The 22,944-nt window shown below is 52.3% G+C and carries 19 protein-coding genes; 17 read left to right on the forward strand and 2 right to left on the reverse strand.

The window, feature by feature from the left end:
- Window positions 1–105 precede the first annotated feature (105 nt).
- The 14 genes from FY152_14665 to FY152_14730 all read left to right on the forward strand — a co-directional run bounded on the left by FY152_14665 (window position 106) and on the right by FY152_14730 (window position 13,266).
- The gene (locus tag FY152_14665; GenBank protein ID UXS33417.1) at window positions 106–939 is read left to right on the forward strand and encodes an ABC transporter ATP-binding protein; all 834 of its coding nucleotides are present in this window, start codon (window positions 106–108) and stop codon (window positions 937–939) included.
- Window positions 936–1,982: an iron ABC transporter permease gene (locus FY152_14670; protein UXS33418.1), complete on the forward strand. Its 1,047-nt coding sequence runs from the start codon at window positions 936–938 to the stop codon at window positions 1,980–1,982. The genes FY152_14665 and FY152_14670 overlap by 4 nt, the downstream gene beginning before the upstream one ends.
- The gene (locus FY152_14675; GenBank protein UXS33419.1) at window positions 1,979–3,019 is read left to right on the forward strand and encodes an iron ABC transporter permease; all 1,041 of its coding nucleotides are present in this window, start codon (window positions 1,979–1,981) and stop codon (window positions 3,017–3,019) included. Before FY152_14670 ends, FY152_14675 begins: the two co-directional genes overlap by 4 nt.
- A 7-nt stretch (window positions 3,020–3,026) precedes the next feature.
- Window positions 3,027–3,989, forward strand: coding sequence for an ABC transporter substrate-binding protein (locus FY152_14680; GenBank protein ID UXS33420.1), 963 nt, complete (start codon window positions 3,027–3,029; stop codon window positions 3,987–3,989).
- A 97-nt stretch (window positions 3,990–4,086) separates the two neighbouring features.
- Window positions 4,087–4,983, forward strand: a complete 897-nt coding sequence (locus FY152_14685; protein ID UXS33421.1) for a MurR/RpiR family transcriptional regulator — start codon at window positions 4,087–4,089, stop codon at window positions 4,981–4,983.
- 260 nt (window positions 4,984–5,243) lie between these two features.
- Window positions 5,244–6,020 carry a glucose-1-phosphate cytidylyltransferase gene (rfbF, locus tag FY152_14690; GenBank protein UXS33422.1) on the forward strand — a complete coding sequence of 259 codons (777 nt, stop codon included), beginning with the start codon at window positions 5,244–5,246 and terminating at the stop codon, window positions 6,018–6,020.
- Window positions 6,011–7,090, forward strand: a complete 1,080-nt coding sequence (rfbG, locus tag FY152_14695; GenBank protein ID UXS35073.1) for a CDP-glucose 4,6-dehydratase — start codon at window positions 6,011–6,013, stop codon at window positions 7,088–7,090. Before rfbF ends, rfbG begins: the two co-directional genes overlap by 10 nt.
- A 214-nt stretch (window positions 7,091–7,304) precedes the next feature.
- A complete protein-coding gene (locus FY152_14700; GenBank protein UXS33423.1) occupies window positions 7,305–8,258 on the forward strand; it encodes a sulfotransferase in 954 nt (317 codons plus the stop codon).
- Window positions 8,259–8,349: 91 nt separating this feature from the next.
- Window positions 8,350–9,138 carry a phosphotransferase gene (locus FY152_14705; protein ID UXS33424.1) on the forward strand — a complete coding sequence of 263 codons (789 nt, stop codon included), beginning with the start codon at window positions 8,350–8,352 and terminating at the stop codon, window positions 9,136–9,138.
- Window positions 9,122–10,201 carry an NAD(P)-dependent oxidoreductase gene (locus tag FY152_14710; GenBank protein UXS33425.1) on the forward strand — a complete coding sequence of 360 codons (1,080 nt, stop codon included), beginning with the start codon at window positions 9,122–9,124 and terminating at the stop codon, window positions 10,199–10,201. Before FY152_14705 ends, FY152_14710 begins: the two co-directional genes overlap by 17 nt.
- Window positions 10,198–11,010 (forward strand): transketolase, encoded by an 813-nt coding sequence (locus FY152_14715; protein UXS33426.1) that lies wholly within the window; start codon window positions 10,198–10,200, stop codon window positions 11,008–11,010. Before FY152_14710 ends, FY152_14715 begins: the two co-directional genes overlap by 4 nt.
- On the forward strand, window positions 11,010–11,921 hold the full coding sequence (locus FY152_14720) for a transketolase (GenBank protein ID UXS33427.1): 912 nt from the start codon (window positions 11,010–11,012) through the stop codon (window positions 11,919–11,921). The genes FY152_14715 and FY152_14720 overlap by 1 nt, the downstream gene beginning before the upstream one ends.
- 17 nt (window positions 11,922–11,938) lie before the next feature.
- The gene (locus FY152_14725) at window positions 11,939–12,319 is read left to right on the forward strand and encodes a GtrA family protein (protein UXS33428.1); all 381 of its coding nucleotides are present in this window, start codon (window positions 11,939–11,941) and stop codon (window positions 12,317–12,319) included.
- Window positions 12,316–13,266: a glycosyltransferase family 2 protein gene (locus FY152_14730; protein ID UXS33429.1), complete on the forward strand. Its 951-nt coding sequence runs from the start codon at window positions 12,316–12,318 to the stop codon at window positions 13,264–13,266. Before FY152_14725 ends, FY152_14730 begins: the two co-directional genes overlap by 4 nt.
- Window positions 13,267–13,605: 339 nt before the next feature.
- Here the strand turns inward: FY152_14730 and FY152_14735 are convergent, their stop codons facing one another.
- Window positions 13,606–14,652: a methyltransferase gene (locus tag FY152_14735; protein ID UXS35074.1), complete on the reverse strand. Its 1,047-nt coding sequence runs from the start codon at window positions 14,650–14,652 to the stop codon at window positions 13,606–13,608.
- Window positions 14,653–15,341: 689 nt separating this feature from the next.
- Window positions 15,342–16,799 (reverse strand): D-glycero-beta-D-manno-heptose-7-phosphate kinase, encoded by a 1,458-nt coding sequence (gene rfaE1 / locus FY152_14740; protein UXS33430.1) that lies wholly within the window; start codon window positions 16,797–16,799, stop codon window positions 15,342–15,344.
- A gap of 732 nt (window positions 16,800–17,531) precedes the next feature.
- Between rfaE1 and FY152_14745 the strand changes: the two genes are divergently transcribed.
- The 3 genes from FY152_14745 (at window position 17,532) to FY152_14755 (ending at window position 22,844) form a co-directional block, all read left to right on the forward strand.
- On the forward strand, window positions 17,532–19,787 hold the full coding sequence (locus tag FY152_14745; GenBank protein UXS33431.1) for a hypothetical protein: 2,256 nt from the start codon (window positions 17,532–17,534) through the stop codon (window positions 19,785–19,787).
- 115 nt (window positions 19,788–19,902) lie between these two features.
- Window positions 19,903–21,573 carry an HAD-IIIA family hydrolase gene (locus tag FY152_14750; GenBank protein UXS33432.1) on the forward strand — a complete coding sequence of 557 codons (1,671 nt, stop codon included), beginning with the start codon at window positions 19,903–19,905 and terminating at the stop codon, window positions 21,571–21,573.
- 65 nt (window positions 21,574–21,638) lie between these two features.
- A complete protein-coding gene (locus tag FY152_14755; protein UXS33433.1) occupies window positions 21,639–22,844 on the forward strand; it encodes a glycosyltransferase family 9 protein in 1,206 nt (401 codons plus the stop codon).
- Window positions 22,845–22,944: the final 100 nt, after the last annotated feature.

The following is a 22,944-nucleotide window of genomic DNA, read 5'->3' on the forward strand; positions in this document are numbered from 1 at the left end:
GACGGCCGCTTTTTGCTCAAATCGACCGGCAAAAACCGCATTTTTGAACGCTATATACTTGACTACTACAGTCATCAATAATTCTGGTGGCAACACATTCAGACGGTGACGAATTTGAACGACGGCATGAGACCCATAAGCACGGATACAGGCCTTGCGGCGCAGGCAATCGAGCTTGCCTATGGCGACACGCCGGTGCTTGCGGATATGTCCATCGATGTCGCGCCGAACCGCTTCACCGTTCTGCTTGGCCCGAACGGCTCCGGAAAATCCACGCTTCTCAGCGCGCTTGCCCGCCTGCACCGGCCCGCGCGGGGCCATATTCTTCTCAACGGTAGCGATATCTTCCGCCACCCGACCAAGGAGGTGGCGAAAAAGCTCGGCATGCTGGCGCAGCAGAACCATACGCCGGAGGGGCTTTCGGTTTTCGACCTCGCCTCCCGCGGCCGCTACCCGCATCAGGGATTTCTGAAGCAATGGAGCGAGGAAGACGCCCGCGCGGTGGAAGAGGCGCTGTCCGTGACCGGCATGTCCGAACTGGCGGAAAGAGCAGTCGACAGCCTTTCCGGCGGCCAACGCCAGCGCGCCTGGATCGCCATGGCGCTGGCCCAGCAGACGGATATAATTCTTCTCGACGAACCGACGACCTTTCTCGATCTGCACCACCAGATAGAGGTGCTGGACATGCTGGCCGGCCTCGTCAGCCGCCACAAACGCACGATCGTGGCGGTGCTGCACGACATCAATCTTGCCCTGCAATATGCCGATCACCTGATTTTCCTGAAGGACGGGCGGCTGCGGCACCGGCTGGAAACGGCGGCGGCCTGCGATGCCGGCATCATTGCCGATGTCTTCGACATGGCAGTTGCCCAGCTCACGCATCCGGTGACGGCGCGGCCGGTATTTCTTCCCCTGCCCGGACGGGCCGGCGCGGCATGAACCTTACCGGTACCAGCAGCGCAAGCACTCTTGCCCTTAGAGAGCGAGCCTATGGCCGCACACTAGCAGCAGCACTTCTCCTGCTGCTCACCATGCTGCTTCTGGTGCTGGCGCATATGGCCACCGGCCCGCGCCCCATCGCGCCGCACGTTCTGCAAGACCTGATATTCGCCTATGACGCCCGCAATTTCGACCAGCAGGTTTTGATGCGCCTGCGCCTGCCGCGTCTGCTGGCTGCGTTGCAGGCCGGGGCCTGCCTTGGAACAGCCGGGCTTCTGCTGCAGACCCTGCTTCGAAATCCGCTCGGCGAACCGCATATTCTTGGCTTGAATGCCGGGGCAAGCCTTGCTGTCGTTCTGGCGACGGTGATGCCGCTCGGGCTGATCGCAACGCCGCTGCTCCGCCCATTGCTGGCGGCGACGGGCGCGGGCGTCAGCTTCTCGCTCGTACTTCTCCTTGCTTCCGCCGGGCGGCAGGGGCTGACACCGGCAAAGCTCGTCTTTTGCGGCATTGCGCTTTCCACGCTTGCCGCAACCCTCACCTCCGCCATCCTCATTCTCAATGAGGAAACATTGCAGCAGATGCGTTTCTGGCTGGTGGGCGATACGGCCGGCGTTTCCATGGCAACCATCGCCGCCGCCCTGCCCGCGGCCATGATTGCGCTCGTCCTCGCTTTCGCCGTCGCCCCCCGGCTCGATCTTCTGGGGCTGGGCGACAGCGCAGCCGCAGCGCTCGGCGTGCCGATCCGTTCGACGCGGATTCTGGCGCTTGTCTCCATATCGCTGCTCTGCGGCGCGGCCATCGCCGTCGTCGGTCCCATCGGCTTCGTCGGCCTGCTAGTGCCGCCGCTCGTCGCACGCCTGAAAACGGGGCGGCTTCTGCTTGCCATACCCATAGCAGCACTCGGCGGCGCAGTCCTCTTGATCGCCGCCGATCTTGCCGCCCGCCTCATTCTCCTGCCGAAAGAACTGCCCACCGGCGCGATGACCGGCCTTGTCGGCGCGCCGGTCTTTCTTTGGCTGGTGCGCAGGGTGCTGAAATGAGCCGTTACCGGGTTATCCGACTGGGGCGCTTTTCCGTCCGCTTCATGCCGTTGAGGCTCACCATTCTGCTGGCGCTTTTCCTCTGCCTCATGCTTGTCGCCCTGTGGTCGCTCACCGCCGGCAGCCAGCATATCCCCGCCTCCGCCCTGTGGTCGCTTATCACCGCAACCAACACTGATCCCGCTATGACCGACGCACTCGTGGTTCTCGACTTCCGGCTCTCGCGTCTGGCGCTTGCGATGGTGGCCGGCGCCATGCTCGGCATTGCCGGCGCCATCATGCAGGCCACGACCCGCAACGGCCTTGCCGATCCCGGCCTGCTCGGCGTGCGCGAAGGCGCATCCCTTGCCGTGCTGGGCTGCCTGTTCCTGCTGCCTGCCCTGCCGGTCATGTTGCGCCCCGTCGCGGGTATTGCCGGCGGCATGGCAAGTGCCGCAATCGTTCTGACGCTCTCCGGCGCAACCTCGCGCCTGCGCTTCGTTCTGACCGGCATCGGCTTTTCATGGTTTTTATCAGCTTTGCTTCTTATCCTCATGGCATCGCTCGATATTCGCAATTTGCAGACAGCGATGATCTGGATGGCTGGTAACCTGCAGGGCGCAAGCTGGACCGCCGTTTCAATCCTCTCCGTCATCCTCGTCATCGCCCTTGGCCTTCTGCTCCTGACGGCGCGCGCCGCCGACGTGCAGGCGCTCGGCGATCATGCGGCAACCGCGCTTGGCGTCCATAGCCGCGTCCTTTCGGTGCTTCATGTCACGCTTGCCGTCAGCCTCACCGCATCCTGCGTTTCCTTCACCGGCAGCATCGGTTTTGTCGGCCTGATCGGACCGCATATCGCCCGGCTTCTGTTGCCCGGCGGCTCCTATCCGGGGCTTGTCATGGGTGCAGGCCTGACAGGCGCGATTCTGGTCGCAGCGTCCGACACCATCGCCCGAACCGCCTTCTCACCGCTGGAGCTGCCGACCGGCCTCGTTCTTTCCGCCGTCGGCGCACCCACGCTCCTTGCTCTTCTCTGGTTTCACCGGCATCGCCTATAGGTCCCCCATGCGCAAAACACTTCTCGCCCTTCTCCCGGCCGCCGCTTTTCTCCTCGGCACAGCCACGGCTCAAGCCGAAGAGACCAGCCGAAGCTTTACCGACGACCTCGGCCGCAGCGTTTCCATTCCGGCAAAACCAAAACGCATCGTGACGCTGCACGATATCGACCTCACCATTCCGCTGATCGAACTGGGCGTGACGCCGGTGGGCAGCCATGGCCGCATGGGCGCGGACGGCAAACCCTATCTGCGCTCCAGCGCCATTCTGACCGGTGTTGATTTCGACAATAGCGACATCGCCTATATCGGCTCCATCAATGCCGATCTGGAGGCAATTATCGCCCTCAAGCCCGATCTCATCCTGACCGAACCTGACCGACCCACCCCCGTTGAAAAACTGGCGCAGATCGCCCCCACCGTCGCCATCGACAATACCAAGGACGGCGCGCCGCATATTTACAAGGTGCTGGCCGAACTCACTGGCACGCAGGAGCGTCTTGCCGTGTTGGACCGGCGCTACCGCGCGCAGATCGAAGCGCTGAAGGCATCGGTCGATACCGGCGCCATCACCGTTTCGGTGTTCCAGCCGCTCAACGGCAAGATCAGCGTCTACCATACCTATCGCGCACTCGGTCGGGTGCTGCGGGATGCGGGGTTTCGTTTCCCCGCCATCATCGACGCCATTCCGGATGGCGACCGTATCGAAATCAGCGCCGAACGGCTGCCGGAACTCGATGCCGATATTATCTTCGATCCCTATCGCTCCGATACCGGCTCTTCGCCGCAGGCGGAAATCGACATGATGGAAACCGTGATGCCGGGTTTCTGCAATTTTCTTGAGGCCTGCCGCAACGGCCGTTACATCCTCCTGCCGCGCGAGGAAGCGATTTCCAACTCCTATGCCGCGCTCAGCCTCATGGTCTCCGCCGTCCAGTCGCATTTGACGGTGCAGCCAGCGCACGAAAAGTGACGGCAACGACCACTACGGACAAAAGCGCTTGCCTCCCGGCTTGGCGCGCTGCTAATTCGTGAAGAAGAGTAGAAAACTCAGCTTCACGGAAGAATTCATGTCGGCTGGCGAAACGCATATATCAAGGCTTCGGCGCACCGACCGTTTCGGCGAGCAGCTGCGCAAGCGCCGCGACCGCCTGTCGCCGGGCCTGCTTGCCGTTGCCGAATATATTGACGGCCACCGCCATGCGGTTCTCGCCAAATCGGCGCTGGAAATCGGCTTCGAGACCAATACATCCGATGCGACCGTCATCCGCGCCATACAGGCGCTCGGCTTTCAGGGGCTGGTCGATCTCAAGGAAACGCTGGAGGCCTATCTGGGCGTGACGGATTCGCCCGTCGAAAAAATGGCGGCGACGACAAAATCCATATCCGGCAACTGCGATGCGGCGATAGACTTCGTGCTCGACAATCAGAAGAACACGCTGGAGATGCTTTCAAGCGCCGAAAACCGCGAAGCCATGGCAGCGGCCGTGCGGCTTCTGTCGCAAGCGCGCGGCATCGGGGTGCTCGGCATCGGCGCCTCCGGCATCATCGCCACCTATGCGGCAAGGCTATTCCAACGCTCGGGCGTGCATTCCTATGCGCTCAACGCCACCGGCATCGCGCTTGCAGAGCAGTTGCTGGAGCTTGAAAACGGCCACGTCCTCATCATGCTCCTGCACGGCCGCGCCCACCGCGAGGCCCAGACCGCCATAGCCGAGGCCGGCCGCCTCGACATCCCGATCATCATGCTGCTCGGCCAGGAAGACAGCGTGCTCAAAAAACACGCCAACGCCTGCCTGTTCCTGCCGCGCGCCAAAACGGAAGGGGTCGCGCTCCACGCCCCAACCTTCGTTGCCATGGAAACCATGGCCCTTGCCCTCTCCGCCGCCCGCCCCGAGCGAAGCCTTGAGACGCTGGAGCGGCTGGTGGAGTTGCGGACGTCGATCAGGCCGCATAAGCGGGTATAACAGCCTCCGAAAAGCCGGCTCTTGCTGTTGAGACTCTCAACTTATTCATTTGAATAATTTGCAACCCATTCAGTCCGGCTTTATACCCGAATCGTAAGAAGGTATTTGGCGCCCAAGGTGGTCGACAGAGCTGAACGGGGAGCGATTGGATGGCAAGCAATCTAACGCACGCCTCTTCCGCAGCAGTCGAGCTATAGGGTTAAGAACACTAAGCACGCTTGAATGTTTGTCAAAATATTGCATGGCTGAGGTCGTTTAGAATGAAAGCTGTTATTCTCGCTGGAGGCCTCGGCACCAGAATATCTGAAGAAACCCACCTCAAGCCCAAGCCGATGGTGGAAATTGGTGGAAAGCCAATTCTATGGCACATCATGAAAATCTATTCGTCACACGGCATCAATGACTTCATCATATGCCTGGGTTATAAAGGTTACTTGATTAAAGAGTACTTCGCCAATTACTTCCTACACATGTCTGATGTGACATTCGACATGAAGACTAACAGCATGGAAGTTCATCAGCAACATGCCGAGCCTTGGCGCGTCACGCTTGTTGAAACCGGCGAAGCCACGATGACGGGTGGCCGCCTTAAACGCGTTTCCCCCTATTTAAATGACGAAGAAGCCTTCTGTTTTACTTATGGCGACGGCGTTAGCGATGTAAATATCAGGGAGCTTGTCGATTTTCATAAGCGCCATGGTGGTTTGGCAACGCTTACAGCAACATACCCGCCGGCAAGATTTGGCGCTCTGGACATACAGTCGGATCAGCGCATTACATCCTTTAAGGAAAAACCCAAAGGGGATGGCGGAATGATAAATGGCGGCTTTTTTGTTCTGTCTCCAAAAGTTGTCGATTTCATTGAGGGCGATAACACACCCTGGGAACACGCGCCGCTCGAAAGTCTCGCCACTCAGGGAAAATTGTTCGCATATGAGCACACCGGCTTTTGGCAGCCGATGGATACACTCAGGGATAAACATCTCCTTGAGGATCTTTGGGCCCGTGGGAAAGCTCCTTGGAGGATCTGGGAGTGAATATCTCGTTCTGGCGCGGCAAGCGCGTCCTGCTCACCGGGCACACGGGCTTCAAGGGAAGCTGGCTATCTCTTTGGCTACAAAATTTGGGCGCACATGTTACAGGGTTTGCGCTGCCCCCGCCGACCAACCCCTCTCTGTTTGAAGCGACAGGCGCGGCTGACGGAATGACCTCACTTATTGGGGACATACGGGATCTGGAGGCGTTGAAAAATGCGATGCGAACAGCAGATCCTGAAATTGTAATTCATATGGCCGCACAGCCTTTGGTGCGATATTCCTATGTAAATCCCGTGGAAACATTTTCGACGAACGTCATGGGCGTTGTGAATTTGCTTGAGGCGGTACGCGAAAGCCAGAAGATCAGGGCCGTCGTTAATGTAACAACGGACAAATGCTACGAAAATCGAGAATGGCCTTGGGGGTATCGAGAAAACGAACCCATGGGCGGGTACGATCCCTATAGCAGCAGCAAAGCGTGCGCGGAACTTGTGACTGCAGCCTATCGCAGATCGTACTTTACAACACCGTCAAATGGTCATCGTGTCGCCGTGGGGACTGCACGGGCCGGCAACGTTATCGGCGGCGGAGACTGGGCAAAGGATCGCCTCATCCCAGATATTGTATATGCGTTCTCGCAGGGAGTACCGGCTTCCATCCGGAATCCGCAAGCCATTCGCCCCTGGCAGCATGTTCTTGAATCGCTTCGCGGTTACCTCGTCCTCGCAGAAAATCTCTTCGAACATGGAGATGAATTCGCAGAAGCCTGGAATTTCGGACCTAATGACGATGATGCAAAACCCGTATCATGGATCACAGAGCGCATGGCAGAGTTGTGGGGCAACGAGGCAAGCTGGTCCTGCGATGTTGGAAATCATCCGCACGAAGCTCATTTTTTGAAACTCGATATTTCGAAGGCGCGTAGTCGTCTTGCTTGGCACCCTGAACTTCGTCTGGATCGTGCACTTCAATATATTGTGGATTGGAGCAAGGCCGTTGCCGAGGGGCAGTCCGAAAGGAATGCTACCATTGCACAAATAAGAGAGTATCAAGCAGCCATAGCAAGGTAAAAATGAGAGGCCGTATTTTCCGTTCAGAATGCTTGCTGTTTAACAGGCCAACAGGAACCGTAAGCGTCCTCCAAAAGCGCAATTGAGCTTGCACAGCGCAAACTTAAACATTCCCGGTGCATTTTCGCGAAAATGGCGCTAAAGCCAGACCGCAAGGCAACGGCATTCATCAACTGTCTTTGCTCGCTCAAAGACGAAAAAGGATCGATATTATATGAGCCACTTCAAGTTTGTCATGATTTCTGCGGGTTTCGAGCACGGAGGCAATGTTACGCACCGGCACCTCGACGGGCACCCGGATCTGCTGGTTTATCCCTTTGAATCTCAGCTGGGCAGCCGCAACTTCAACGACTTTCTAGCTTCGGTCGAGCGCGTACAGTATCGTTACCCTGAATTCCCCGAAGGCGCACGCCCCTATGAACTTTATGAGCATATGATTGACGAAGAGGCCAAGACCTTCCTTCGAAAAAGAAATGGTTCAAAGTTCAAGGATGCCGACCTGGATATGGTCGAAGCAGATCGTCTGGCCATTTTTGAGGAAATCCTGGGTGATGCACCGTTCTATCCCCGGGCCAAGGTTATCGAAGCATTTTTCAGGGCAACCTTCAAAGCTTGGAAAAACTACTACACCAAGCAGCGCGAAGATATGACTTATGTAGGATATTCTCCAGCAATCGGTATCGACGCCGATCGTATCGTGCGCGATTTTCCGGATGTCCGCATCATTCACATCGTTAGAAACCCATTCTCGGCATATCGCGACACCAAGCGCCGCCCCTTCCCTCAGCCGCTCAGCAAATACCTGATCACCTGGAACATCTATCACTCCACCGTCGAGATGTACGCCAAGATGCATCCTCGGAACGTACGTATATTCCGCTATGAAGACCTTGTGGCCGATAAGGTGGAATTCATGAAGCAAGTCTCTGAATTCATAGACGTGCCCTTCAGCGAAACGATGCTTTACCCCAGCTGGAACGGCGTCGAGATCAAGGACAATATTGCCCCCTGGGGCACGGTGCTTAAGAGCACAGAGGAATATAACGAGGCAATCATCAACGAACTGACGGACGCGGAAAAAGCACAGATCGCCCACGGTTCCATGGCCCTTGCACGTCATTTCGGTTTCGACAAGATCAGCTACCTCAAGGACTATTACGGTGCTTAGCAAGTTGCGGCACCTTAGTGCCGCAAATACTTTCAATCCGTTGAAAGAGGATTTGATGTCCGGGCTCCAAAGAATCTTTGGGGCCCACTTGGTGAAAATTGAGGTCGTCGACGGTGGCACGCTCGGGCTCTGCTTCACAGGGGAATTACTCGGACAGAAAAGGTTCTTTAAAACTTACGCCACCCCTGCGGGACGCTCTACCCTTGAGCGCGAGGCTGCTTTTCTCGTGGCAACGGCAGGGTCACGCGTAGACGCGGGTTTGAATTCCGTGACATCAGGGCAAGAAACCCGGACCTGGTTGAATATGAAGGTTCTTCAGCCCGGTTATCCGCTTCATCCAGAAGCGGTACGAGATATCGTGTCTTGTTACGAAAGGGCGCTTTCCCCAATAGAGAGCGAGATAGCGATACCTTCGTCGGAAAGTCTCGATTTGTTACTTTCCGAAGCGAACGCTGCCCTGGCGACGCTTTCACAGAAACGGCTGATTTCGGGGAGAATAACGGAGCAGGTGCAGAATTATCTTGATTTGCTTCTTTCATCTGCTCCCGCTTGGCAACGTCAGATTTGCCACGGCGATTTGAGCCCTGCAAACATCCGATCTGACGATATGGGACCTGTCGTTGTCGACTGGGAGGACGCATTCTGGGGAGTTGCCGGATACGATTATCTTTATTGGCTTACGTTTTTTGAAAACAGAAAATGGCTGCTACCGGAACAACTTGGGCATACATGTCTAGGAAAAAAAAACGAAGTCGCAATAATGACCGCAGTCATACTGTTAAAATCGATATTGTCCGTACGGAATGGTAGCTATAGAGCAAATGCAATCAGTTTCGATCAACGCTTAACGGAAGTGATAAAACTTGACTGCGACAATTGATGGCATTGCGTCGCAGGGCGCAACAAGACATGATCTTAAAACGCTGATAGTGGACGCTAGGAGCGACTTCGAGACTCTGCAAGATGCACGCCTGTTTATCACCGGAGGCACCGGTTATATAGGTCGCTGGCTACTCGAAGCTATCAGCTATGCGAACACACATATGAATCTTGGCATACAGGCGGTAATACTCAGTCGCGATCCCGACCGTTTCGCGAAGTTATACCCTCATCTGGCCAATGATTCCGCGCTATCATTCATAAAGGGTGATGTGCGCGAATTTCATATCGAAAATCCTCGCTTTACGCATATCATTCACGCGGCCACGGACGTAATCGCCGTAAACTCTCCGCTTGATGTGTTTGACGTCACTGTGCAAGGCACACGCCGCGTTCTCGATCTTGCTCGTGACAGTGGCGCCACCAAAGTTTTGTTACTATCTTCCGGCGCAGTTTATGGTCGCGACACCGGCCAGAGGGATCGATTTTCGGAGACATCAGCCGTGTCTGCCGATGTGTTCTCAACCAGCTCGGCATATGGATTGGGTAAGATCAATACCGAATGGTTAGGCAATACCTACGGGCAGCAATACGGTTTCGCCTGCAAATCCGCCCGTATTTTCGCTCAGATTGGTCCCTATCTCGAACTGGACGCCCAATTCGCTGCCGGGAATTTTATGCGTGATGCCATGCTGGATCTCCCTATAACGATAAAGGGTGACGGGAAAGCGATACGTTCATATATGTATGCGACCGATCTTGTGGAGTGGCTAATCGCAATTTTGGTTCGAGGACAAGCGGGCAAAGCGTACAATGTCGGATCAGACGATCCAGTCTCAATTGCGGCGCTTGCGCAAGCGATTGCTCGAATAGCGGGCTTGAACCAATCAAAAGTTCAAATTCTCGGTCAGACCGTAAAAGGTGCCGCTCCGGATCTCTATGTCCCCGAAACCCATGTCACGCGCACTGAGCTTGGTCTTTCAATACGAGTATCGTTGGACGACGCCTTAACGCGCACTATGGAATGGTATAAGCCAATTATTGCGAGCAGGAAACAGCCATGACTGACCTTTCGACATATGCAAAACAGGTTCGGTTGCGGGTGCTGGAGCTCTGCAGCCTCAAGCGCACGTCTCATATTGGCGGCGCCTTCTCCGTTGCCGACATTCTCGCGGTACTTTATGGACGCGTTCTGAACGTGTCGGCCGATGCCGTGGACAACCCGAACCGGGACCGCTTGTTCTATAGCAAAGGTCACGCATGCACCGCGCTCTATGCCATGCTGGAACTCAAGGGCTTCTTTGCGGGTAAAGACCTCCTGCGTGAGTTTACGGAAAACGGTAGCTATTTCACATCACATATCAACCACAACCTGCCGGGGGTTGAATTGTCCACAGGTAGCCTCGGCCATGCACTCGGTGTGGCCTGCGGTAGTGCTCTTGCTGGAAAGCGTTTGAAGCGCGCAAATAGCGTTTTTGCCATATTGAGCGACGGGGAGCTGGATGAAGGCTCGAATTGGGAGGCGATCATGTTTGCCGCTCATAATCACCTCGACAATCTTGTCGCAATCATTGACTACAACAAGATACAGAGCTTCGGCAGAGTATGCGACGTGATGAATCTTGAACCCCTGGTGGATAAATTCCGCGCTTTCAACTGGGAGGTAGAGGAAGTGGACGGGCATTCGACCACCGACCTGTTGGAGCTTTTAAGTCGCTTCAAGGCAAGCCGTGATGGCAAACCAAAATGCGTTATCGCGCATACGGTGAAAGGAAAAGGGGTAGGCTTTATGGAAAACGATCTTGCCTGGCACTATCGCTCTCCATCGGCTGCCGACGTCGCGAAAGCGCGTGAAGAGTTGGAGTCTGTTTGATGCGTAACAGTTTTATCAACACGCTTTGTGACCTTGCCGAAGAGAACGACGACGTATTCCTTTTGTGCGGTGATCTGGGTTACTCGGTTCTTGAGCCTTTCGCGCAGCGTTATCCTGACCGTTTTTTGAATGCCGGCATAGCCGAACAGAATATGACGCAGGTTGCCGTAGGCTTAGCCCGCGAAGGATACAATGTTTTCACCTATTCCATCGGCAATTTCCCAACGCTCCGCTGTATGGAGCAGATCCGCTACGATGTCTGCTATCATGAAGCCAATGTAAAAGTTGTGGCCGTAGGCGCCGGTTATGCTTACGGATCACAAGGCGTCTCGCACCACACGACAGAAGATTTGGCAATGATGCGCTCTCTGCCGGGCATGACAATCTGTGCGCCGGCTGACGCATTGGAAGCGCGCGCGGCGGCCGTTTTCATGACGAAGCATAAGGGTCCGGGCTATATCAGACTGAATAAGTCTGGAGAAATCCATCTGCACGACCCCAACACTCCCCTGTCCATTGTCCCGGGTGAGTTCATACCTGTGAGAGAAGGGTCTGAAACTCTTGTTTTGGCAACTGGAGCCGTTGGCGCTCCAATTCTCCAAGAGATGAAAGATAGCGGTCGTGATTGGGCATTTTGGAGTGCGCCTTTTGTAGGAGGTTACAAAAAAGACGTTCTCATTGATATGGCTCAGCGATTTCAAAGAATTGTCACCGTCGAGGAGCATCAGCTCAATGGTGGCTTTGGAAGCTCGATTGTGGAAGCTTTAAGTGATCTGTGCGCATGTGGCGAACTAGCACAAATCCCTCTCGTGAAACGAATTGCCGTTCCCAATACTTTCATCAGCACATCCGGTACGCAGGAATATTTGCGGCAAGTTGCGGGTATAACGATCACGGAAACCGGCTGGTAAGATCAGGAAACGACGACATGCCAGCCAAACCGTATCAATTCGATATCAGGATAGTAAAATTCTTGATAGTTGGCGTCATCAATACAATCTTTGGATACACGATATACGTCGCCAGTCTCTGGATCGGATTACACTATACGGCAGCAGTCGCAACCTCCACAATTCTCGGAACGTTGTTCAATTTCAAAAGCATAGGTGCATTTGTATTTGAATCCCGGAATAATGCGTTGTTGCTTCGCTTTATCGGCGTGTATTTGTTCTTATATCTGCTGAATATCTCAGGGGTAAGCCTTCTCGTTCATTTCGATGTGCCTGCGTGGTTTGCTGGCTTGCTGCTTCTATTGCCCTTGGCAATTTTATCTTTCCTCCTAAATCGGCGTTATGTATTTTCCCCATGAGAAAAAAGATCAGCATAGTAACTCCTCTCTTTAACGAAGAGGAAAATGTCGTTGAGCTGTGCGAACGCATAGCCGCCACTATGGCGAAATTGCCATATGACTACGAACACCTTTGCATAGACAATTGTTCGAAAGACAATACCGTGGCGATTCTTCGTTCCAGAGCGAAGAACGACAAGAATTTACGCGTTATCGTGAACAGCAGAAATTTCGGTTATATCCGCTCCTCTTTTCATGCTCTTCTGCAAGCTTCCGGAGACGCGGCGGTCTTGATAGCTTCCGACCTTCAGGATCCACCAGAAATGATCGCCGAGTTCGTGAAAAAGTGGGAAGATGGTTTCAAGACCGTTATGGCGGTAAAACCCGTCAGTGACGAGTCGTCCGTCATGTTTGCCGTTCGAAAGCTGTATTATTCAGCCGTAGGCAGAATCTCCGAGGTGCCTCTTATCCAGAACGCGACGGGGTCCGGACTATTTGACCGCGCAGTCATTGATATCCTCAAACAAATGAATGACCCATACCCGTATTTCCGGGGACTCGTATGCGAAATTGGCTATCCGATTGCGACTGTTCCATTTAAGCAGCCGAGACGAGCACGCGGCGTAACCAGTCAGAATTTTTATTCGCTATATGACATGGCGATGCTCGGGATCACGAAACACTCAAAGGTTCCTTTGCGTCTCATGACGCTTTCCGGATTTGCTCTCGCGTGCCTAAGCCTGTTGGTTGCATTCGGCTACTTTGTTGCGAAACTGGTTATGTGGAACTCATTTGACATTGGCCTAGCGCCAATTTTGATCGGTATATTTTTCTTTGGTGCCGTCCAGATGATTTTTCTCGGCATGCTCGGAGAATATATTGGGGCGATTCAGACTCAGGTGCGAAGTCTACCACTTGTGGTTGAGGCGGAGCGCATAAATTTTGACGCTACTCGAACGAGCGATTGAGAAATAATTGATCTGAACCTGTCATATCAACGATAAATTGGGCCGTTTGGAGCTGGAATTTTCGGTTTGTGGTGCCTGATGGGAAGAAGAAAAAATTCAATAAGGGCCTCGAAGTTTTCAGAAGCGCAAGTCGCATTCATCTTTGAGCGGGTACGCATACGGTTAGCGTGGCAGAGGGAAAAACAGTTCTTCGTCGTGATCAGGCCGAGAACTTCAGCTTCCGGTTTTCGAACGTTTAACCTCAAAAATCCCAGGGGATTCCAGCTCCGCAGGCTCAGAGCCCCTAGGGCCTGAGCGTCGCAGGGCAGGATGCTTGTGTATGAATAAACTACCGAGTTTCTATTCAGTCTCTATCTTAAAACTATGAAGCCCAAGTCCAAGCGCCCGGGTGTCCCTGTTCGATGCATCCAAAACATTTGGAGGTGTAAATGACTCAGGCCTGAATTCAACAAAAAGTGCTGGTGGAGACTCAGCATTTCGGTGTCCTTGAAGCATATGGAAAGGAATAATTAATTCCCGTTTCCCGCGCTGATGTTCAGACGTAAAAGTCCACTCGGCAATCTCGGCACCTTCCAACAAAACCGTGACTTTCTGCTCCACCTGTTTGCCAAGCAAAACAGCATCGACATCAAAAATTAATCTGATATCCGTTTGGGGCCGAAAGGGGATTATAACGGACATCGTATGGCTCTCCCCAACGCCCCACACCCCCCAGTCTTCCAGATCACCCCAGCCATCTCTCAAATAAGTTTTTAAAAGTTGCGTAGGAACCCAGGAGCCGACTGAAGAGTCCCGGAGCCTCTTAATTCGCCAATTTTCGAATTTATCGGATGTCCGCGCCTTTCGAACAATCACGCTACCGCAGCTATCCGCTAATGGTATCAAGCACTCTGGTTTATCGGAAAAAAATTCGTCGGCTGCATTCTCGGCTCCGTCCCAATGCAAGCTCGAATAATCATGCAAAACTATAAATCCGCCCTCCGCCATTCTTGGGTAGAAATAGCTCAACGCGCTCATTATTGGACTGTAAAGGTCGCAATCAAGATGCACTAGGCAAAATTTTAGATTGTCCGGGATTTGCGCAGCCGACTCCGGGAAATATCCTTTTACATAAACCGTATTGTTGTCACCAACGAAGTCACGGACCGTTTCGAGACTCGTATCGGAAAACTGCATCGGAATAGATGAGTCAATACCTTTGATATCTCTCGAATCAAATCCCTCGAACGTATCAAATAGATAAGCTGTTCGCCCGAGATCCTTAGCAAAATTTGCCAATATGTAAGATGTATTCCCTTTATAAACACCGAGTTCAGCAATATCGCCAGCAATACCCTCTTTCCTTATTTGGTCATGCACAAGACAAAAAGTAAAAAATCGGTTCATATCGCCTTTATTCACTTGTTCATTATGAATAAAACCGCTCACTAGATTTTTTAGAGGAAGCGCATTTCCCCTATTCTTATACATTTTATAATTCATAGAGTATCGCTGCGGTACAGCCGAACGAAGATCGCGGGGCCAAGCATCGCCAAACTCCGAATCGCGAGAGGTATTGGAAAACTTTTTCAACCAATTCGAAACAAACTTCATTCTTATTCCACCAAGCGCTTATATTCGTTATGCAGTCACTATAGTTTTGGCTCGCAATCATGGCCAACCTGCACTATAGGCTATATTTCGCGTAAAAGTTTTCTAATGAAGAATACATATCACGCGTTGCATCCTTGTCTAACCTATGCGCATCCGCATAGTCTGACAACCACACTGCCGTGGAAAATCAACAGCGAAAGCACCAGCTGCCAATTCGCGTGCCATTGCCTCCGACCCTCGTTGGGTTTACCGAAGACCATTTAATTCAAGTCATGCAGACGACGCGCCCTGTCAAATCCGGGGAGCACGTCAAAACGACGATGGAGCAAACTCAGAGCTGGATATAACGCATGACAAAATCAAAATGTTTTACAATCCGAAAGGCAAACACATTGAGAACGGGAAGCCGTGTCGCGTCGAGTTCGAGAAGTAGCCGAAAATCTAACCCGAGCGTATTTATGACCCTCTGGGCTATTCACGCATCACTTTAATGTTCGCGCGCGTTTGATTATTCCAGTTGTGGACTTGCCAGGGAGAAGCTCAAAACGCAACACTTCCCCCCCTCTTGCAAGCACGGATTCCGCTCCGACAATTTCATCAATTTTGTAGTCGGCGCCTTTGACAAGCAACGACGGCTCGAGAAAGTCGATAAGCTCTTTCGGCGTATCGTGATCAAAGATCACAACAGCATCAACCACGGCCAAGGCAGACAACAGGTTCGCACGGTCATCTTGGGAGTTTATAGGGCGCTCAGGCCCTTTCAATCTGCGTATCGACGCGTCCGCATTTACGCCAACAATCAGCCGGTCGCAGTGGGATCTTGCGAAATCCAAGATTGAAGTGTGACCCACATGAAGAATATCAAAACACCCATTTGTGAAGCCTACCTTGAGCCCGTCATTTTGCCAGGATCGCGATACGACTTTTGCTTCCTCCCAGGAGAGCACTTTTACAGACGAAGGCGTGTGCCCTGTATCGCTTTCCTTAGCCAACTCCTCCATAAGTTCCGATCGCGTAGTTGTTGCAGTTCCACGCTTGCCAACCACAATTCCCGCAGCCGTATTTGCGACATGGGCTGCCAGCTCCACGCTTCCTCCACAGGCCATGACCAGCGACAGGGTGGCGATAACAGTGTCTCCTGCACCAACGACATCAGACACTTCGCGTGCAGCAGCAGAAATATGCACAACGGGGTCCGTTTGGCCCACCAATGTCATACCCTTTTCCGCACGTGTTATAAGGACATGCTCAAGATCCAGCGACTTCAATATCTCCTGGCCGGCAATAATCGCTGATTCATCATCGAGCGGATCAATACCGGTCGCGACCCGCGTCTCTGTAGAGTTCGGCGTCAAAAGGGTTGATCCACTGTAACGAGAAAAATCCTTGGACTTGGGATCGACGATGACCGGTACGTTTCTGGCCCGCGCCAGAGAGATTATACGCGTGAGCACGCCTTTGGTCAGCACACCTTTCGCGTAGTCGGAGAGGATGAGCACGTCATGATTACCCATGAAGCCATCAATGACGTTGAAAATCTCGTTTTCCGTGCCTTCATCTATGTCGACAGAGACCTCGCTATCAACACGCAACAAATGCTGACCGTTGGTCACAAAGCGGGTCTTTTCACTGGTTGGCCTATCTTTAGCAACCACCAGCCTGGGCAAAATTCGATCGTCAGTTTCCAACAATTCCCGAATAGTGTCGGCTGCCTTATCGTTACCGACAACTCCTACGATGGTACAACGCCCCCCCAAGGAAGAGATGTTGCGAGCAACATTCGCAGCTCCGCCCGCAAAAACGTCTATCTTCTCTTCGGATAAAATCGGGATCGGACTTTCAGGAGATATACGCTTGACAACACCGGATACGAACCGGTCCAGCATAACGTCTCCCAGGCAGAGAATCTTGGCGGAATCAAACTTTTCTATTACAGACATCGAACCTTCACCTATCAACCGCCGATACGATCTTTGAGATTGGTGCATTGTTATTCCGCTCGAATCTTCGCCTCGAATAACGTTCACGGCCGAGCGTGTATCGCGGAACAATGGAAGTTTCAAGAAAGAACGTCACAAGCTTTCACGAAGCTCGATTCTGATAATCAACTCCCTGTTCGAGGTGCTCGCTCAACAACCCCAACAGCATGGACAGGAGGGGAAAGGAGCTCTGATTGGTTCCTCGACACCTTACAGACACGCGCTCGGAAAAATCCCTTTGCGGGCTCTGCGCCTGGTTTCAGCCATACTCGTTGCCTTGTCTGAGAAATATCAGGAGACTGTCACTTTCGGGAACGGCTAGAGCATTTTTGCAAACTGAAGAAGCTCAGGCATTCACGCGACTACCTCGGCGCTGACGGCAATACCGTTTTCAGGATCACTGGGACACGCGTCTACGTAAAAAATGAAAAGAATATAGACACCGACAAATGGTTCCCGGGCCAAAATCAACCATCTGCCGATGGATGTTACTTCGACCTCAGGTATGGCGAAGGAAAATGGCTCTTGGCACGGGTACCTGATAATGGAACACTAGAGCGATGAACGCACCGCTGAACCGACTTGCGATAGACCCGGTGTAATTGCAGATGATCGGCACCGCCAACCTTGCTTTGAATGACCTGCTACGATAACGAAAGTCAGGTTCTATAAAATCAAGCCTTTGCGGAAACGATGCGACTGTTCATTCAAAAACTTTGCCGATGGTTTGAATTTTTTGCTCATGAGCGCCCCGTAACATGGGCCATTGCTTGTGCTCTAATTGGAATATGGGGAACGCTGGCAGCGGCGGGTTTTTGGAGAGTAGCTTTTGGCAGCCCTCCTGACGTTCAAGGCGACGCCCTGTTTTTATTGCTTTTTTCGAAGTCTGCGATTCTCGGCGAAGGATTCGTCAATATACCGTTTCTGGCATTTCCAGACGGTCTGAATTTTTCTTATTTTCCAACATTCGATTTCACGCAATTGTTCCTCATCAAGGCACTTGTACAATTTTACCATTCGCCCTTCGAAATCTGGACCGCCTTTCATATCGCCGCCGCAACTCTAGGCTTTTGCACCAGTTATTTGCTTTTTCTTTCCCTGACGGGGAGCCCGATGCAATCGGCCCTAATGGCCTTCTGCACCGCGTTCTTCGCTTACGTACAACGTTTGACCGGACATAATTTTCTTTATGCAGATTACGCCGTCGCTCTCGCTGTTCTGCTTATATTCACCCTGCTGGCCAAGGACTCGATAACACGTTCAAAAAATAAATTTATATACGCCATACAGTTTTATTTATTGCCATCACTCTGTATTTTTATCGTATTGTTTTCAGGCGTATATTATACGTTTTTCTTTCTTGCGATATTTTCATTCTTACTTTTCTATAAAATACTCACAGGAACGATTGAACTGCCCTATCGCGCGGTGGCGGTTATTATCGTTTCTATTATAATTTTCTCCATCGGCATGTTTATCGTCTATCCTCAGATATTACTGGACTCGGCCGTTTTTTCACCAACACGATCGGCTTTCGATCAACCAGCTGCGGCGTTACGCATCGCCGATGCCGCGCTGGAGTATTCAAACAACCGCTACAATCCATTAATGCCATTTCAATCGGGTACTATCTCCGCCTATGCCGAGTGGAGGCAGGTTATCGAAGGGTTTGACGCGTTCTCAGGACCGTTCGTCACTCTATTCGCACTTGCGGCGCCTTTTCTTGTGCCGCTCTCGTCTGGCGGATTCGTAAAACGCTGGTTTGAAAACGACAGAAAAGCCAAGGCCGTTTTGGATCTGAGCGCCGTCGCCATACTCTTCATTATATTGTTCGCCGTCCCGTTTGGTTACGGGTTCCTGTTCAGTGAATTCATTACACCAGCTCTTCGATCCCAGAACAGGATCAGTCCATTCATGAACCTGTTTGCGATCATTTTGCTTTACGGCTTCATCAAATATGCTTTCAAGAGCACATTTGCGGTCGTGGTTGCATTGATCGTGATCGTCGGCTTCAACGGGATTGGCAGATACGACTATTGGGCCCAATATTATCGATCCATAAGGACTGAGTCTGCACTCAACCTCCAATCGGCGCAAACTCTCGTAAGCAAGATGGAAGCCACACCGGAGACCGTTGTTCTGCAGTTGCCATATGCAAACTTTCCCGAAGTTCCTGATATCAAGAACTTCGCTCCATACCAGCATCTTCTGCTGCCAATTGTCTTTCCGACAACCAATGCCAACGAGATGCCGCGCTGGAGTTATGGGTCCGTAACTGCGCAAGTGGCATCAAAGCTCGGGAATATACATATCGGAGAGCCGCTGAAGGCAGGATGGGATCGGAATGCGGCATGCATGGGCTTCACCGACATCGTTGTCGAAAAGCGCGCCTATGACCAACTCCCAGTACCAGATGGATCTCTTTGGGTGCTACGTCATGAAGATTCGCTGAGGCAACTCTGGGAGCGCGCCAGTACGTCGCGTCCATCTGGTTGTGCAAACACTTTGGCACTGGATTTCAGAAAAACCGATGATCGTATGATGCTTTACGGCGAGGACAGAGTCTGGCATGTGGACGAAGTGGGTGGGTATTTGAAAACAAGCGAAGGCAAGATTGCACTACCACTGTTCGATTTGCGTCAGAGCGAGATTTGCCTGAGCGTGGAAGCGCAATTGATTAACAGGACAGACCGCTCGAACCGAAATACGCAACTCTTTCTTAAAGTGGGCTCCACGCAGACTGTATGGCCAATTGAGGGCAATACGGCGAGCGCTAGCTTTATCGCTCGGATAGGCAAAGACGATTGGCAAGGGAACGTGATGTATATGACGGTCAGCCAGACTGCAGCGGATATGCCTTGGTTTGAGAGACTGAAGGCAAGTTACCGCGCGCGCAAGACCATGATTGGCATTCAATCTTTGCAGATCAAACCATCACCTTGCGGGTAGCGTTATAGTCAAGGAACGATTTGCCCAACAAAATTGTTCCTAGATGATCGGGCTTGGAGTGTGTTCTCAGGCGCAGATCGAGTTTTTCGCCTTTAGAAGGTCATGTGGAGATAAAATGTCCGGTTTTTCAAATGCAAAAACAGAATATGACGATCTAAAGACTTGGTTGTTCGAACACGCCCTTCCTCTGTGGGGAAGCGAAGGCTGCGATCGTCAAGGTGGCGGTTTTCACGAAAAGATTGATCTTACCGGAAAGGCAATCGACGCTGGCCGGCGCACTCGTGTCACCGGGCGGCAAATCTACAGCTTTTCCGCGGCCGTGCGAATGGGTTGGCCGAGCGACGGCCGATGGTTCGTCGATCACGGTTGGACATTCATGACGCAGAAATGCTTCAAACTTGATGGAAGCATGAAGTCCGTCATAGATTTAACGGGACAGGAAAATATTGACGCGTTCGATCTTTACGATCACGCGTTCGCGCTGTTTGGGCTTTGGGCGGCCTGCGATACGAATTCGGATAATCGCGCGACTATCGAGCGTCAGGCGCTGACTTGTCTTCAGGCCATGATTGCGGACTGGAAACATCCCCGCGCTGGCTTCGAAGAAGCCATACCGCGCAAATTGCCATTACGCTCAAACCCACATATGCACCTCCTTGAGGCTTGTCTGGCATGGCTCGACTATATGCCGTCGAGCGGCAGCGAATTGTGGGGACAAGTTGCGGACGAAATTGCCGAACTGGCTCTAAGCCGCTTCATCGGTCCGAATGGCGCGTTAAGAGAGTTCTTCGACGCAGAATGGAACCCGATGCCCGGATTGGACGGAAGACTTGTTGAGCCCGGACATCAGTTTGAATGGGCTTGGCTTTTGATGAGATGGGCACGCCTGAGGGGAAGAAAAGATGCGATCACTGCCGCCAAAAGACTGGTGGAAATTGGTGAAGCACGCGGGATCAATGAAAATGGGTTCCCGTTCAACTCTATACTTGACGACTTAACACCTCACGATCGAGGGTCTAGACTTTGGCAGCAGACGGAGCGAATTAAGGCGTGGCTGGCAATGACTGACATCGCGGCCGATCCTGAGACCAGAGATCATGCTTTCCAGAAAGTCGCAGACGCAGCCATCGGCCTGAAAAGCTTCCTTGATGTTCCCATTAAAGGGCTTTGGAAAGACAGGATCAAAGACGATGGAACATTTATAGACGAGGCCGCTCCGGCCTCCAGCCTATATCATATTGTTTGCAGCATCGAGGAGATGCATCGCTATTTCAGTCGACCGAATGGTGCAAAGCCTGCAGTCTTCCTGGACCGTGATGGGGTTGTCAACTATGACACGGGCTATGTGAAGTCCTCGGATGAGATACAGCTCATTCCTGGTGCTGCCGAAGCAATAAAATATCTAAATGAAAAACAATATCTTGTGTTCATTGTTACAAATCAATCGGGTATCGGCCGCGGCTTTTACGATGTCGACGACTATACCCTCGTTCATGCCCACATTGAGAATTTACTGAAAGCAGAAGGAGCAAGAATCGACGATGTCCGATTCTGCCCTTTTCATCCCGACGCAAAACACGAAGCTTTCAGGGGTGAGCATGCGTGGCGAAAGCCGTCCGCGGGTATGCTATTCAGTATCATGGACGAATGGCCCATCCTGCAACGGGACAGCATTCTAATCGGAGACAAGGATACTGATATTATGGCAGCGGAAAAAGCCGGCGTGAAAGGCCATCTCTTCTCTGGTGACAATCTTTTGGATTTCGTCAAATCACTACGACTATAAGCGGAACAGCTCGTTCTTTTGTGGCAGTGAATTCGACATCTAAAGCGTGAGGGGGGATACAAGGCATGTACTCTCAAGAGACCATCGGCGGCCTGAAATATCATAGGACCTGGACACCGTTGCGGAAGCAAACCACGGCCCGGATCTTGATCATGAATCTTGGCCATATAGGCGATTTCTGGATGTCGCTGCCAGCACTTCGACAAGCGCGGTTGTTGTTCGGATCAGCACACATCACCCTTGCAGTCAGTTCTTGGAATCTCTCTATAGCAAAGACCGTTAATGTCGCTGACGAGATAGTTGCACTGGACTACTTTCCCGAACAGGCAAAAGCCGACGCGGCTGCGCGTATATTTCAACAAAACGTGGTTCAAGAAGCGATTAATCTGGGCGAGTTCGATCTAGCGATCGACATTCGAGTGCCAGACGATACGCGTTTTATAATTGAGGGGCTTAGGGCAAAACAGAAGTTTGCCTTTTATAGGGATAGAAAAGGTGAATTCCGATATTCTCTTCCGCAAACACCCCTGAGCGTTCGGATAAAAAGAAAATATCGGATATTCTCGAAACTGGGATTTAAAAAGAAAGAGCGAAAGATTCGGGAGAATTTCGCTGAAAAAATGGAGCATTGTGCGATTAATGCGTCGCGCATAATAAATTACGCCTACGCAAATTCCGAGTTCAGCAAGAACACGACCTCAATTGAGGACGTCTCCGAGAACATATTTTCCGTAAAAAAGGATGGAAGAGCGGTAGTTGCTGTCGTTCCCTTCTCTAATTCGGCGCTAAGGGACTGGCCGTTCGAACGTTATCGTGAATTGATATTGGCACTTCTGGATAAGACTAAAGCAGATATCCATTTAATCTGTAACGGCAAAAATTTGCGGGTGCACGAGATCGTGGCTGTAAGCAGTCTTCAGCAGGACCTTAGCTCCAACGAACGGTTCGTTTTGAAGGATGCGTTAAGTCGTGATGAATTTTATTCGGCACTGGCCGCAGCTAACCTCGTCATATCCAATAACTCAGGCGCAGGGCATGTGGCGGCACAATTGAGTGTACCGACTATCGGCATTTATACGGCATCCCACCTCCCGGACATTTGGGGCTTTGTGGGACCCAAAGTGAGCATGATTTCCGGCGATGTGGAGTGTGCGGGATGCGGTTTGGATTTCGATGAATCCCGTTGTCCCAACGGAATGAAATGCCGTTCAATGATCGGTGTGAACGCGATTTTGGAGGAATCTCGTTTCCTGTTGACCCAATTCACCTGAGGCAGCATTGTAAATTGCTGTCCAAGGAACAACGCAGTCTACCAGCGTTTCCAATTTAACCTGCCTCACGGATAAGCCCGTTTCGTGATATTGGCAAAGT

It is taken from the genome of Agrobacterium tumefaciens, assembly GCA_025560025.1.
Taxonomy (GTDB): Bacteria; Pseudomonadota; Alphaproteobacteria; order Rhizobiales; family Rhizobiaceae; genus Agrobacterium.

Excerpts from the sequence above, each read along its gene's own strand:
- rfaE1 (UXS33430.1), bottom strand. The coding sequence starts at position 16,799 with ATGTCTGTAATAGAAAAGTTTGATTCCGCCAAGATTCTCTGCCTGGGA.
- FY152_14735 (UXS35074.1), bottom strand. The coding sequence starts at position 14,652 with ATGAACCGATTTTTTACTTTTTGTCTTGTGCATGACCAAATAAGGAAA.
- FY152_14745 (UXS33431.1), top strand. The coding sequence starts at position 17,532 with ATGCGACTGTTCATTCAAAAACTTTGCCGATGGTTTGAATTTTTTGCT.
- FY152_14700 (UXS33423.1), top strand. The coding sequence starts at position 7,305 with ATGAGCCACTTCAAGTTTGTCATGATTTCTGCGGGTTTCGAGCACGGA.
- rfbF (UXS33422.1), top strand. The coding sequence starts at position 5,244 with ATGAAAGCTGTTATTCTCGCTGGAGGCCTCGGCACCAGAATATCTGAA.
- FY152_14670 (UXS33418.1), top strand. The coding sequence starts at position 936 with ATGAACCTTACCGGTACCAGCAGCGCAAGCACTCTTGCCCTTAGAGAG.
- FY152_14755 (UXS33433.1), top strand. The coding sequence starts at position 21,639 with ATGTACTCTCAAGAGACCATCGGCGGCCTGAAATATCATAGGACCTGG.
- FY152_14750 (UXS33432.1), top strand. The coding sequence starts at position 19,903 with ATGTCCGGTTTTTCAAATGCAAAAACAGAATATGACGATCTAAAGACT.
- FY152_14730 (UXS33429.1), top strand. The coding sequence starts at position 12,316 with ATGAGAAAAAAGATCAGCATAGTAACTCCTCTCTTTAACGAAGAGGAA.
- FY152_14685 (UXS33421.1), top strand. The coding sequence starts at position 4,087 with ATGTCGGCTGGCGAAACGCATATATCAAGGCTTCGGCGCACCGACCGT.
- FY152_14680 (UXS33420.1), top strand. The coding sequence starts at position 3,027 with ATGCGCAAAACACTTCTCGCCCTTCTCCCGGCCGCCGCTTTTCTCCTC.
- FY152_14715 (UXS33426.1), top strand. The coding sequence starts at position 10,198 with ATGACTGACCTTTCGACATATGCAAAACAGGTTCGGTTGCGGGTGCTG.
- FY152_14725 (UXS33428.1), top strand. The coding sequence starts at position 11,939 with ATGCCAGCCAAACCGTATCAATTCGATATCAGGATAGTAAAATTCTTG.
- FY152_14720 (UXS33427.1), top strand. The coding sequence starts at position 11,010 with ATGCGTAACAGTTTTATCAACACGCTTTGTGACCTTGCCGAAGAGAAC.
- FY152_14675 (UXS33419.1), top strand. The coding sequence starts at position 1,979 with ATGAGCCGTTACCGGGTTATCCGACTGGGGCGCTTTTCCGTCCGCTTC.